This is a genomic window from Hymenobacter sp. DG25A, from assembly GCF_001280305.1.
Lineage (GTDB): Bacteria > Bacteroidota > Bacteroidia > Cytophagales > Hymenobacteraceae > Hymenobacter.
On sequence record NZ_CP012623.1, the window covers coordinates 2,613,966 to 2,627,728 of the forward strand.

At 57.1% G+C, this 13,763-nt stretch carries 11 protein-coding genes; 9 read left to right on the top strand and 2 right to left on the bottom strand.

Annotated elements, in window-relative coordinates:
- Nucleotides 1–7 precede the first annotated feature (7 nt).
- On the top strand, nt 8–541 hold the full coding sequence (locus AM218_RS11190) for a hypothetical protein (protein WP_054413938.1): 534 nt from the start codon (nt 8–10) through the stop codon (nt 539–541).
- A gap of 99 nt (nt 542–640) precedes the next feature.
- On the opposite strand, the gene radC is transcribed toward AM218_RS11190, so the two are convergent.
- Nucleotides 641–1,393 carry a RadC family protein gene (radC, locus tag AM218_RS11195; RefSeq protein ID WP_082318192.1) on the bottom strand — a complete coding sequence of 251 codons (753 nt, stop codon included), beginning with the start codon at nt 1,391–1,393 and terminating at the stop codon, nt 641–643.
- Between the two features lie 115 nt (nt 1,394–1,508).
- Here radC and AM218_RS11200 point away from each other — a divergent pair, with 115 nt between their 5' ends.
- From AM218_RS11200 to AM218_RS11220, 5 genes are all read left to right on the top strand, one after another.
- Complete coding sequence (locus AM218_RS11200; RefSeq protein ID WP_054413939.1) at nt 1,509–2,747, top strand: metallophosphoesterase; 1,239 nt, start codon at nt 1,509–1,511, stop codon at nt 2,745–2,747.
- Between the two features lie 163 nt (nt 2,748–2,910).
- The gene (locus AM218_RS11205; protein ID WP_054413940.1) at nt 2,911–3,570 is read left to right on the top strand and encodes a hypothetical protein; all 660 of its coding nucleotides are present in this window, start codon (nt 2,911–2,913) and stop codon (nt 3,568–3,570) included.
- Nucleotides 3,571–3,783: 213 nt separating this feature from the next.
- Nucleotides 3,784–4,446 carry a carboxypeptidase-like regulatory domain-containing protein gene (locus AM218_RS11210; protein WP_071843900.1) on the top strand — a complete coding sequence of 221 codons (663 nt, stop codon included), beginning with the start codon at nt 3,784–3,786 and terminating at the stop codon, nt 4,444–4,446.
- Between the two features lie 48 nt (nt 4,447–4,494).
- The gene (uvsE, locus tag AM218_RS11215; protein WP_054413942.1) at nt 4,495–5,412 is read left to right on the top strand and encodes a UV DNA damage repair endonuclease UvsE; all 918 of its coding nucleotides are present in this window, start codon (nt 4,495–4,497) and stop codon (nt 5,410–5,412) included.
- 29 nt (nt 5,413–5,441) lie between these two features.
- The gene (locus tag AM218_RS11220; RefSeq protein ID WP_054413943.1) at nt 5,442–5,816 is read left to right on the top strand and encodes a hypothetical protein; all 375 of its coding nucleotides are present in this window, start codon (nt 5,442–5,444) and stop codon (nt 5,814–5,816) included.
- A 90-nt stretch (nt 5,817–5,906) separates the two neighbouring features.
- On the opposite strand, the gene AM218_RS11225 is transcribed toward AM218_RS11220, so the two are convergent.
- Complete coding sequence (locus AM218_RS11225) at nt 5,907–7,226, bottom strand: cystathionine gamma-synthase family protein (RefSeq protein WP_054413944.1); 1,320 nt, start codon at nt 7,224–7,226, stop codon at nt 5,907–5,909.
- A 568-nt stretch (nt 7,227–7,794) separates the two neighbouring features.
- Here AM218_RS11225 and AM218_RS11235 point away from each other — a divergent pair.
- From AM218_RS11235 to AM218_RS11245, 3 genes are all read left to right on the top strand, one after another.
- Nucleotides 7,795–10,713, top strand: coding sequence for a SusC/RagA family TonB-linked outer membrane protein (locus AM218_RS11235; RefSeq protein WP_054413946.1), 2,919 nt, complete (start codon nt 7,795–7,797; stop codon nt 10,711–10,713).
- A gap of 11 nt (nt 10,714–10,724) precedes the next feature.
- Nucleotides 10,725–12,260: a RagB/SusD family nutrient uptake outer membrane protein gene (locus tag AM218_RS11240; protein ID WP_071843901.1), complete on the top strand. Its 1,536-nt coding sequence runs from the start codon at nt 10,725–10,727 to the stop codon at nt 12,258–12,260.
- 85 nt (nt 12,261–12,345) lie between these two features.
- Nucleotides 12,346–13,686, top strand: a complete 1,341-nt coding sequence (locus AM218_RS11245; protein ID WP_054413947.1) for a glucoamylase family protein — start codon at nt 12,346–12,348, stop codon at nt 13,684–13,686.
- Nucleotides 13,687–13,763: the final 77 nt, after the last annotated feature.

Genomic DNA, 13,763 nt, shown 5'->3' on the forward strand with positions numbered 1-13,763 from the left:
CCTCCCCATGGAAAATCATAATGTCATAAATACCCCCATCGACCCCAAGAAAATCAAGGGTTGGGGTATTGATGCCGATCCAAAAAACGACCCTACGTACCCCATGCGGAACCGCATGAACATCTCGCAGGACCCCGATTTCAAGCACCGGCCAAAATCATTGCAGCCCGAAGATACCGAAGTGCTGCGCTCCATTGAGCGGCCTAATGTCTCGGCGGTATTTGGTACCCCGGAGCCCCCTACCGGGCTGAGCGGTCTGATTCGTCGGTTTGCCTTTCAGTTCAGCGAAAACCAGTATCCGCACTGGCTGCCGCTGCTGCTGGCCGACCGCGTGAACGTGGTGGAAGGCGTGGTAGATGACCTGGTACATGGGCACATCCCCAATATCTTCGCCGAAAAGGGCTACAAAGCCGAGTGGAAGCACAGTCCCCAGACGCTGGTCCTGAAGATGGCGGCATTCACGGCCGTTACCGCGGGCACCATTCTCTGGCTCAGCTCCGGCAATAAAAAGAAGAAGCCGGTTAAGCGGAGCCGGTATTAAGCCTCGCTTTAAGCGCTAATAAGCCTCCTGCTGCATCCCAGGCCTGATAACTCAGACGGGAAGCGGCAGGAGGCTTTCGCGTGTAGGCGGCTGTATTTATTAGAGCATGCCTTCATCAGCGAAGCTGTAGTAGCCCAGATCGGTATAAATCAGGTGGTCGAGGATGGGCAGGTCCAGGAATTGGCCGGCTTCTTTCACTTTCCGGGTGAGGGCAATATCGGCGGCGGAAGGGCTGCGGTTGCCGCTGGGGTGGTTGTGCACCAGAATAATGGACGAGGCCAGTTGCTCCAGAGCTTCTTTGAAAATCAGCTTGGGGTCGGCGACGGTGCCGGCCACGCCCCCACTGCTGATGCTGGTTTTGCGCATCACCACGTTGGCACGGTTCAGCAGAATCACCCAGAACTCTTCGTGCGGTAAATCCTGCAGGTTGGGGCGCACCAGGTTGTAGATATCCGTGGAACAGGTAATGGTGGTGCGCTGGGAAGCGGCTGCTTCCTTGCGCCGGCGGCCCAACTCCAGGGCTGCCACAATGGTTATAGCTTTGGCTTCGCCGATGCCTTTATGGCGCATGAGCTCTTTTACTGACAGCCGGGCCAGGGCATTCAGGTCGTTGTTCACGGCGGCCAGAATCAGCTTGGAAACGTCCACGGCGGAGAGTTTGGCGGTGCCGGAACCCAGCAGAATGGCCATCAGCTCGGCATCGGAGAGGGCGGCGCGGCCTTTCTGCTGGAGCTTTTCGCGGGGGCGGTCTTCTTCGGCCCAGCTTTTGATGCTGAACGAAGCCGGCGTTTCATAGCGCACGGGGGCGGCTTCGGCGGCCCCGTCAGTGGTAACTTCATTCTTCACTTTCATACTTGCCTGGAGTAGATAAACCAGCCGGAAAATAAAGTAAAAACCCGGTTTCTACGTCTGAACGCATACGGCCGGCCCTGAACTATTTCCGGCCGGCTGAGTTTTACACCCCGATATGTCTCGACTACTCATTACCATTCTCTTTCTTGCCCTTTTTGTTTTAGCCGAGTGGTATGGCTTCCAGGCCATTCGCACGGTGCTGCAACATACCTCGCCGGGCACCCGGCGGGCGGCCGCCATTGGCTATTGGGTGCTCACGGCCACGGTGTGGGCGCTGGCTACCTGGGCCATGATGACCCGACACTCCTCGCCGGCGCCCTTCAAAACCTATTTGGGCAGCCTGCCGGTTATTTTTCTGGCTACCAAGCTGGTAGTATTGGTTTTCCTGCTGCCCGAAGATCTGTATCGGATGGGCGTGCTGGCCGTGCGCTCCATTACACAGCCTAGTGGGACTTCCAATGGCCTTATCTCCCGCAGCGAGTTCCTGAGCCGCATGGCGCTGGTGGTGGGCAGCCTGCCGTTTATTTCCCTGGTGTGGGGCATGGCCAAAGGCGCCACCGATTATCAGGTGAAGCGCGTGACGCTGCGCTTTCCTAACCTGCCGGCCTCCTTCCATGGCTTCAAGATTCTGCAGATTTCAGACCTGCATACGGGCTCCTTCCAATCAAAAGAGCCCCTGCAGCGCGCCGTGCGGATGATTAATGCCCAAAACGCCGACCTGGTGTTTATGACCGGCGACCTGGTGAATAATGTGGCCACGGAGGTGGAAGAGCATATTGAAACCCTGGCGCAGATTAAGTCTGAGCTGCCCATTTTCTCCATTCTGGGCAACCACGACTACGGCGACTATGTGGAGTGGGAATCACCGGAGGCCAAGCGCGCCAACCTGCAGCGCCTGATGAATAATCACGCCAAAATAGGCTGGCGCCTGCTCATGGATGAGCATCATCAGATTGAGCGCAACGGCGAGAAAATAGCCGTGCTGGGCGTGCAGAACTGGGGCGCGCAAATGCGCTTTCCCAAGTACGGCAACCTGGTCCAGGCCCACGCCGGCTCGCACGACGCACCGTTCAAAATCCTGCTCTCCCACGACCCCTCCCACTGGGATGCGCAGGTGGTGAACTACCCCGACATCGACCTGACCCTATCCGGCCACACCCACGGCATGCAGTTTGGCGTGAACCTGCCGGGCTTTAAATGGAGCCCCGTGCAGTACGCCTACAAGGAATGGGCGGGCCTGTACCAGCGCGGCAAGCAGTATTTATATGTGAACACCGGCCTGGGCTTTCTGGGCTATCCGGGGCGGGTGGGCTTCCTGCCCGAAATCACGGTATTCGAGTTGCAGCGCGCCTAAATACCGGCGCTTCCTGTACAACTTCTCTAAAGTCACCGGCCTGGCAGCCGGTGGCTTTTTTGTTGTCCTATATAGGGCTTCGGCAACCGTGTAGAGAACCGGGCCGTATATGCGCCAAATCCAATTTTTGACTCTCCCTCCCCTCCCACCTAATCTTAAACTCATGAAAAAGACCTTGTTCTTGCTCTCGTGCGGCGTTGCCCTCACTATGGCATCCTGCTCGCAGGAGAAAACCACGGAAACGGCCACCACCAACATGGATGGCGCCGCAACCACCACTACTACCACCACCACGACCACGCAGGCTTACTCCGACGATGCCATTGAGCGCCGCGCCGACCGTATTGCCGCCGACGTAGCCGCCAAAATGAAGCTGGACGATGCCACCCGTACCAAAGTGCGCACCGTGTATGTAACCCGTGGCAAGCGCCTGGGCGAGGTGCAGCAGAAGTACGCCGCTGATACCACCGGTATGGCCGCTGAAATGCGCACCGTATACGATAACTCAGATCTGGAGCTGAAGCAGGTATTCGCTGATCCGACCATGTATCAGCAGTACGAAACCAACCGGGTAGCGTACTACGACAACAACTATATGGATGACTCAGACATGAGCACCTCGGCTTCGTCGACCTCGACGGACAACATGATGGACGCTGATGCCAAATCGAAAACCAAGTACGACGACGGCTCGAAAATCAAAGTAAAGTCTGACGGTGACGTGAAAATAAAAGACGCCGAAGGCAACAAAACCAAAATGGATGCCGATGATGGCACCGTGAAGGACAAGCCCGAAGACGGTGACAAGAGCGTGATTAAATAACCCGCTTTTCTTAAGTCAAGTAAAAGCCCCCGCCCGAAATGGCGGGGGCTTTTTTGTGGGCCTGCCGGAGAATATCACCCTTGTTTTCCTGGCGGCCAGCCACCAGTGCAGGCAGCCTTTGCAAATCATGCAACTACAGACCCTGCATTTGGCTCGGTAGTTGGCTACCTTGCGCTGCGTTTCTGTATGTTAATGGCGGATTTTTTTGCTTTGATGCTTTCTGGAGCCGGTCGGCTGGGGCTGGCGATGCTCCTGTTGTTGGGGTTATTGCTGGCCGTGCCCGCCACCGCTCAGATGCGGGTCACGGGCTCCGTATCGGAGGCCGATACCGGCAAGCCTATTCCCGGGGCTTCCGTGATGATAAAGCGCACCGGCCGCGGGGTGGTGGCCAATAGTGACGGCGACTTTGGCCTGAATGCCCTGAATACCGACACCCTGGTATTCCGCTCTGTGGGCTTTAAGACGCAGCGCATGCCCTTGGGCGGCTCGGGGCTTTCGCAGCTCATTATTCACATTAAGCTGGAGCGCGACAATATTCAGCTGGGTGAAGTACGGGTGCAGGAAGGCCGCCCCGACCGCGCCGCTATTAACCGGGCCCTGCGCAATGTGCGCCGCCCATCTACGGCCCCTACCAGCGCCGTGAAGCGCCCGCCGGCACCCAAACCGCTGTTTAAAGTAGATTCCACCGCCCCTAAAGCACCCACTCCTACGCTTGCCAACCCCGCCAGCCTGCTCTATGATCAGTTCTCCAAGGAGGGCAAGCAGCGCCGGAAAATGGAGGAGATTGAGCATCGGGCCCAGGTGGAGAAATTCCTGCAGGAACGGCGCAAATACAATCAAAACTTTCAGGATAATACCGGCTACGAGGTAGATTGACGCCCTGCTGAGGCACCCATTCTGCCGAGGCTTGCGTAAGTCTGCGGTATGAGAATTGGGTATCCCTGCGTTAATGCCTCGCTGCCGTGCACCTCTACGTCCACGTTTCGGCTGGCTTCTTACTCCGAAGAGCGGCTGGTACAGGCCGTAACCAACAACCTGGCCTGCCTGCAGCGCATTCTGGAATATAATGTGGAGCGCGGCCTGCTCTTCTTCCGCATTGGCTCCGGCGTGGTGCCCTTCGGCTCGCACCCCATCAATACCTTTCCCTGGCAAACGCACTTTGCCGCCGGTTTCCGCGCCCTGGGCGAGTACATTCAGCGGCACAACCTGCGCATCTCCTTCCACCCGGATCAGTTTGTGGTGCTGAACTCACCCGACGCCGGCATTGTGGAGCGCAGCATTCAGGAGCTGGTGTACCAGGGCTCTATGCTGGACCTGATGGGGCTCGATTCCACGGCCAAGCTCCAGATTCATGCCGGGGGCCTGTACGGCGACAAGGAAGCCGCCCTCAGCCGCTGGATTGCCACCTACAAGCACCTGCCGGAAGCCGTGAAGGCCCGCCTAGTGGTAGAAAACGACGACCGTCTCTACAGCCTGCGCGACTGTCTGCAGCTCTACGATGCCGTGGGCGTGCCCGTGCTCTTCGATAACCTGCACCACGAATGCCTGAATAACAGCGAGCCTATGGCGCTGGCCCTGCAGCAGGCCGCCGCTACCTGGCACCCCACCCAGGATGGCCCGCCCATGATGGACTACAGCTCCCAGGCCCTGGGCGAGCGGAAAGGCAAACACACCAACTCCATCAGCGAGGAGCAGTTCCGGGAATTTCTCACCCACCTGCACGGCCTGCACCCCGATGTGATGCTGGAAATAAAAGACAAGGAAAGCAGCGCCCTGCGGGCCGTGGCCATTCTGCACGAACTGGGTCTGGCCACGCCCCCTGCTACCCTTGTTATCCACTAACTCACCTGTTTTCCACAACTTATCCACATATGAGCCAATTTACCGACCATTATACCCCCAAAGCGGGCGCCGCGCAGCTTACAGAAACCCTGCATGCCCTGCATAGCGGCCTCACCGGCCTGCCCCTCAGCACCGCCCACACCCACATCGACAACTGGCAAAACCTGCTGGAGCAAAGCGGTATTCCCGCCCTGCAGGACGTGGTGCGCGAGTTGGGCAATCTGCAGTCCTTGCTCAGCAGCGAAAACCACACCCTGAATTCGGTTGCCATTGGCCGCTCCCTGAGCATGCTGGGCGCCCAAACCACCCAGGCCGCCGCCACCGCCACACCCGAAACCCGCCAGGATTTAACCCGCTTGGCGGATATGCTGCTGAAAGCCGGCGGCGATTTGGAAGGCTTGTAAAAGCTCCGCCTCAGAAATCCCCAAAAACAAAGCCCTGCTGCCACCGGATATCCGGTAGCAGCAGGGCTTTTGCCTGGATTATGGCCGGGGTTAGCGGCTCATAGCAGCCGTTTCCAGCTGATGGCCATCTTTTGCCAGTACCATGTCAAAGGCCTGCGTGAGGTCGGCAATGAGGTCCTGCGGATCTTCTACCCCAATGCTGAGGCGGATCATTTGGGAGCTGATGCCCATTTCGCGCTGAGTTTCCGGCATAATATCGGAGTGCGTCATGGTGGCGGGGTGCTCGGCCAGGCTTTCGGTACCACCTAGGCTTACGGCCAGCTTTATCAGCTTGAGGTGGTTGAGGAAGCGGAAGGCCTCGGCCTCGCCGCCCCGGATATCAAAGGAAATCATGGAGCCCGGCGAGAGACACTGCTGCTCGTAGATGGCCTGCTGGGCGGGGTCGTGCTCCAGGTGCGTGAGGTAGTAGGTGCGCTCTACCTGCGGATGCTCGCGCAGCCAGTCGGCAATCACCTGGGCGCTCTGGGCGGCGCGCTCCATGCGCAGCTTCAGGGTTTCCAGGCTGCGCATCAGCATCCAGCCGGTGTTGGGGTCGCACATGGTACCCATGAAGGTACGCATGGCTTTAATTTCCTTCATGATTTCCCGGGAGGCCAGGGCCGCGCCGGCAATCAGGTCGGAGTGGCCGCCCAGGAACTTGGTAGCCGAGTACAGCACTACATCGGCACCGTGGTGCAGGGGGTGCTGGAACACGGGGCCCAGAAAAGTATTGTCAACCACGAACCGCACGGGGCTGGCCTCCGAGCTGTAGCGGCGGGCCACGGCCGCGCAGGCCCGCAGGTCTACGAGGTGGTTGGTGGGGTTGGCGGGCGTTTCCACATAAATCATGGCCAGGCGGCCCTGCGTAATGCCCGCTACCTGCGCCGCCAGCTCTTCTTCGGTGGCTTTGGGCGAGAATCCCACGGCCGTGATGCCGAAGCGTAGCAATACCTGCTTCAGGAAGAAATCGGTGCCGCCGTACACGGGCTCGGAGTGTAGAATTACGTCGCCGGGCTTGAGCAGGGCCAGCAGCGTGGTGCTGATGGCAGCCATGCCGCTGGCGAAGGAAGCCGCTTCCTCGGCCTCGTCCCAGAGGGTGAGGCGGTGCTCCAGAATTTCCAGGCTGGGGTTATTGAGGCGGGAGTAAATCAGACCCATTTCCTCGTCGGGGTCGGCCTGGCGCAAGCCATAGGCCAGCTCAAAGAATGCTTTGCCCTCTTCGGCATTCTTAAAAACGAAGGTGGAGGTTTGAAAAATGGGGCATTTGATGGCTCCTTCGCTCCAGGCCGGGGTGTAGCCGTAGCTCATCATCAGGCTTTCGGGCCGTAGCCGCTGGCCATTGATTTCGGCGTGTTCGGGTAAGGGTTTCATGGGTGGGGGGAAAAGTGGATGGGTGCACGAAGGTAAAAATTTGCCGCTGGCCGAAGCCTCATCAGGCAAAACCGGCAAGCTGGAGCGTTCAATCTCAGGCCCATGGAAAAATCCTAAGGCGCCGATATCAGGTATTACGCCCAGTTATTAGCCTAATCTGCCTTTTCCCACGTATTAGTGCAAGCCTTGCTTGAATGTATCCATATCCCGGTATTATTCAGGCTTTTCTTAGTGCAAGTGAGAGCCGCCTTAATTCTTTTCTGAATTTCTAATCCTTTACTGCCTATGAGTAGATAAGCGCTCTGCTGTTTGCCATCCCACCCGGGTGCGGTTGTTTCGGTGAGCCCGGAACTTGGCTTTTCCGCCTGTACGCCCCAAGCAAACCATTCCCCACTGTAGTGAAATTTCCTTATCTCCCCTCCGCATGATTCCTCCTCTACAATGCCCACCGCTGCTTCGGCGGCTGTCTCATCTGGCGTTTCCCCCCACCCTCTGCCTGGTACTGTTTTCCGGCCCAGCCATAGCCCACGCCACCCCTGCCATCCGGCTAAATACTTTCACGCCGGCCATGGCCGCAATCGTTCCCGATGTGACCGTGACCGGGCGCGTAGTGGATGAGCAGGGTGCTGGTATACCAGGGGTAAACGTGGTAGTAAAAGGCACCTCCAACGGCACCCAGACTGATACCGACGGCAAGTATAGCATCACGGTACCGGACGATGCCACCTTGATTTTCTCCTTTATCGGCTACAATACCCAGGAACTGGTAGTAGGCGGCCGCACTACGATTAACGTAACGCTCACCTCGGCCACGCAAACGCTGAGCGACGTGGTAGTAACGGGTTACGGCACGCAAGCCAAGCGCGACCTGACCGGCGCGGTAGCCCGGGTAGAAGCGGAAGAAATTGAACGACAACCCGTTACTACGCCTACCCAGGCTATTCAGGGTAAGGTGGCCGGTGTACAGATTATCAGCGACGGGGGCCCAAACTCGCAGCCCAAAGTGCGCATTCGGGGTACGGGTACGTTGCTGGCCGGCGCTGAGCCGCTGTACGTGGTGGACGGTGTGCAGACCACGGACATCCGTAACCTGAGTAACGCCGACATTGCTACCATTGACGTGCTGAAAGACGCTTCCGCCGCGGCCATTTACGGGGTACGCGGAGCCAATGGCGTTATCATCATCACCACCAAGCAAGGCAAGGTGGGCAAGCCGGTGCTGAGCTACAATGCCACCATGGGCTTTAAGCGGGCCGCCCACCTGGTAGATATGGCCGATGCGCAGCAGTATACCAACTACCTGAAAGACACTGCTCCCGACCTGACCATTCCGGACTACTCTGGCTCTACCAATTGGTACGATGAGATTCTGCGCCGGGCTACTTACCAGAACCACAACCTGGCTGTATCGGGCGCCAATGAAAACGTGCGATACTACTTCAGCGGCAACCTGCTGCAGGATGATGGCCTGGCCATCAGCAACAAGTTTTCCCGCCTCACGGTGCGCTCCAACACGGCCTTCACGCTTTCTGACAAGCTGACGATAAACTCGCAGGCGTCGTTTAGCCACGCCAATACCAAGGACGTGAACTTTGCCACGGCTTACCAGAATGCTTACCGCGCGGCCCCCATTATTCCCTCAAAAGTAGATGGCCGGTACGGTAACACCTCGGCGTTCGGCAACGTGGGCAACCCGCTGCTAGACATCGAAAAAAACAACAACCGCTCATTGGAAAACCGCCTACAGGGTAATGTGGGTGTTGATTTCAAACCGGTTTCGGCCCTTACGCTGCGTTCAGCCATTAACGTGGATCTGAACTTTGATAACCGGATTATCTACGATTATCAGTACAACAGCGACGAAAGCACCTTTATTACGGCTGGCGGTAACCAGCGTACGCTGCGGAGCAACCTGTCTACTATTCAGAACAACCGCAACCGCTACCTCTGGGAAAATACGGCCACGTTTCAGAAGCAGTTTGATAAGCATAACCTGACGGTGCTGGCCGGCACGGTAACGGAACAGGGCGAGTCGCGCACCCTAGAGGGCAGCCGCAAGGATGTAGGACCTAACAAAGACCAGTGGTACCTGGGTGCCGGCGACCCAAATACGTCCACGAACAATGCCGTGGGCGCCATAGACCGGCGCCTGTCCCTGCTGGGACGTATAAACTACTCTTACGCCGACCGCTACCTGCTGACCACCAACCTGCGCTACGATGGCACCTCCCGGTTCAACAAAGACCAGCGCTGGGGCTTTTTCCCCTCCCTGGGCTTAGGCTGGGTTCTGTCGGAAGAAGATTTTATGAAGAGCCAGACGGTGCTGAGCTTCCTGAAGCTGCGCGCCAGCTACGGCCAGTTGGGCAACGACCAGATTGACCCCAACGCTTACATTGTAACGGCGGAGTCCAATGTTCCTTATGTCTTTAATGGGCAGTCCGTGCTGGGCGCCATTATCAACCAGATTAAGGACCGGAATGTGAGCTGGGAAACCACCACGGAGTATGATGCCGCCGTGGAATTTGCGCTGCTGGACAACCGCCTCTCCGGCGAGCTGACCTACTACCAGAAGAAAACCACAGATGCCCTGATTCCGGTGAATATTCCCGGTAACCTCGGCGACCCGGACAACCAGTACATCACCAACGCCGCCGATATCAGCAACAAAGGCATTGAAGCCGCGCTGAACTGGCGCAACCAGCTGAGCACCGACTGGAGCTACAACTTTGGGGTGAATGCCACTTTCAACAAAAACCGGATTGAAAAGCTGAATGGCGGACAGGCCCTGTTTGGCGGCTTCAACAACGTCACTCTCTCTGATAATGGCGTGTCGGCTGGCAGCTTTTATGTGCTCAAGTCCACAGGCATATTCCAGTCGCAGGCAGAAATTGATGCCTATCCCAAATACACCGGCGTGCCTACCCCCCAGCCCGGCGACCTGAAATACGCTGATGCTAACGGTGACGGCGTGATTTCCCTGCTCGACCGGGTACACTCCGGCTCCTATCAGCCGCCCGTGTACTTTGGCATCAATGGCGGAATGAACTATCAGAAGTTCGATTTCTCCTTTGTGTTTTCCGGTAACCTGAACAATGAGGTGTACAACGCCAAAAAGCAGTTCCGCTACCAGGCCACAGACAATGTGGAAGCTGACTTTGCCAACAACCGCTGGACGGCGACGAATGGCTCGCAGTCAGATCCGCGCACCATTTCCAACAACACGCCTAACTCCACATATTTCATTGAGTCAGGCTCCTACATCCGGCTGAATAACCTGGTGCTGGGCTACACCATTCCCGCCAACGTCACGCAGAAGGCGAAGATTTCCAACGTGCGGATTTTTGCCACGGCCCAGAACCTGTTCACCTTCACAAAGTACTCGGGCTTCACGCCGGAGCTGCCCGGTGGCCCGCTGGATTCCGGCATCGAATCCACTACGTATCCCACCAGCCGCACGCTCGCGCTGGGACTGAATGTTAATTTTTAATGCTTCCGGATATGAAATCCTCTTCTATACTCACCCGACGCCTGGGCACGGCCGCCTGCGCGCTGCTGCTCTCCGTGGTTAGCGGCTGCAAAGATTTTCTGGATGTAGCGCCACAGGGCCAGCTTACCGAAGACCAGATCAAAACAGACCCCGCCGCCGCTCAAAAACTGGTGGATGGCGTGTATAACGTCATGTACCTCGGCGGCTTTGGCACCGATGTACACGGGCTGCAATACGTTATCCTCACGGATATTGCTTCCGATGATTCAGATAAGGGCAGTACGCCCACGGACTATGGTCCCGCCGCCGATGTTGACAACTTTACCCTTACTTCCAGCAACGGCATTGTTAATAACGTTTGGAAAGGCTATTTCCAGGGCGTGACGCGTGCCAACCAGGCACTTGAAAAGATTCCGCTGAGTCCCGCGTCGGATGAAACCAAGAATCGTCTGCTGGGTGAAGTGCGCTTTCTGCGCGGCTACTTCTACTTTAACCTGGTGCGCTTTTTTGGAGGAGTGCCCAAGCTGGATCGGGTGCCCGCCACTTCAGAAATCAATGACCCGAAGCTGCAGAAACGTGCTACGGCGGAGGAGATTTATCAACTGATTATTTCAGACCTGGAATTCGCCGCTAATAACCTGCCTATTAAAGGTGAAACGGAAACGGGCCGGGCTACTAAAGCCGCGGCGCAGGGCATGCTGGCCAAGGTGTACCTGTACCAGAAGCAATACCAGAAGGCGCTGGATCTGACCAATGCCATAACCACGGGTCAATCGGGTGCATATGGTTTGTATGATGATTACGCCAGCATCTGGCGCGAAGTAGGTGCCAACAGCGAAGAGTCTATTTTTGAAGTGCAGACGGGCGTGAATGCCGCCTGCAATAACTCCGCTGTGAACCTGTATGTGGTTAGCCAGGGCCCGCGCCAGGGCGGCAAAGGCGGCTGGGCTGATCTGGGCTTTGGCTTTAACACGCCCACCCAAGCCTTGGCCGATGCCTACGAGCCCGGTGATAAGCGCCGCGCTGGTACCATCATCTTCATCAACCCCGCTCCCAGCGGAACGGTGCTGTGGGATGGTTTCCGCATTCCCAGCAAAGACTCAGTGGAAAATTTGCGCTACAGCTATAAAGCCTACCATAGCCGCACCAAGGAAAAGAACTGCGGCAATAACGATTATCTGCCGAAGAACATCCGCATTCTGCGCTACGCGGAGGTGTTGCTGATTAATGCCGAAGCCGCGTTCCAGGTGGGCGATGTGGCCACGGCCACTACGGATGTGAACCTGGTGCGGGAACGGGCCGGCCTGGCTCCGTTAGGGGCAGTCACGCTGGAAGGTATCTGGAAAGAGCGCCGCCTGGAGCTGGCCCTGGAGCACGACCGGTTCTTTGACCTAGTGCGGCAGGAGAGTGTACAACCCGGCCGGATTGTTCCGCTGTTTGCTGCTCAGGGTAAAACCTTTGTAAAAGGCAAGCACGAGCTGTTTCCCATTCCGCAGGAACAGATTGACTTGAGCGGCGGCCAACTGACGCAGAACCCCGGCTATTAATAGACTAAAAAGCAGGATGGCACCGGCCCCTATGGGTTGGCGCTATCCTGCTTTTTAGCTTTTATCCACGTCTAATCCTTCGCTTATGCGAACTTCTTTTTCGTCCTTTTTGGTCCTGCTATGGCTGGTATTGCTCTCGGGCGGCAGTGCCTGCTCCCAGAACCCGTCCCCCACGCCTCGTCCGCAGAAGCTGACCGATAACCAGTTACTGGATCTGGTGCAAAAGCAGACCTTCCGCTATTTCTGGGACTTTGGTCACCCCACCTCCGGCATGGCCCGCGAGCGAAGCAACGTAGCCTATGACTACGGCAATGAGGTGGTCACTACGGGCGGCACGGGCTTCGGGATTATGGCCATTATTGTGGCCGCCGACCGTAAATGGATTACCCGTCAACAGGCTGCGGAGCGCATCTATAAAATCGTGCGGTTTCTGGAAAAGTCTGACTCTTTCCACGGCGTATTTCCGCACTGGCTGAATGGCGAAACCGGCAAGGTGATTCGCTTTAGCCAAAAGGATGACGGCGGCGACTTAGTAGAAACATCCTTCCTGTTTGAAGGCCTGATTTGCGCCCGCCAGTACTTCACACAGGACACGCAGGTTGAAAAGGATTTGCGCAACCATATCCTCTGGATGTGGGAAAATGTGGAGTGGAACTGGCACACCCAGGGCGGCCAGAACGTGCTGTACTGGCACTGGAGCCCCAACAACGGCTGGAGCATGAATCACCAGATTCATGGCTGGAATGAGTGCCTGATTACCTACGTGCTGGCTGCATCCTCGCCCAAATATGCCATCGACAAAAAGGTATATGACCAGGGCTGGGCTACCGGCGACTACTTCAAGAATGGCAAGGAGTTCTACAAAATCAAGCTGCCGCTGGGCTTTGACTACGGTGGGCCGCTGTTCTTCTCACACTACTCCTTCCTGGGCCTAAACCCGCACGGGCTGAAAGACCAGTACGCCGACTATTGGGAGCAGAACAGAAACCACACGCTCATCAACTACGCCTACTGCGTAGACAACCCCAAGAAATACAAAGGCTACGGCAAAAACAGCTGGGGTCTCACCGCTTCCGACAGCTACCAGGGCTACGCCGCCCACTCTCCCCTGGAGGACTTGGGCGTGATTTCGCCCACGGCCGCGCTATCGGCCATGCCTTACGCGCCGGAGCAGTCCATGGCCGCGCTCAAGCATTTTTACTATGATCTGGGCGATAAAATCTGGGGCGAGTATGGCTTTGTGGATGGCTTCAGCGAGCAGCACAACTGGTACGCCAAGTCCTACCTGGCCATTGACCAGGGTCCCATTGTGGGCATGATTGAAAACTACCGCACCGGCCTGCTCTGGAAGCTGTTCATGAGCTCCCCCGACGTGCAGCGCGGCCTCACCAAGCTCGGCTTCGAAAGCCCCGAAATCAAGAAGTAGCCGCCAAATATTCCCGTCATGCAGAGCGCAGCGAAGCATCTCGCATATAGATTTTGTTAAAAAAGAACATCATGCTG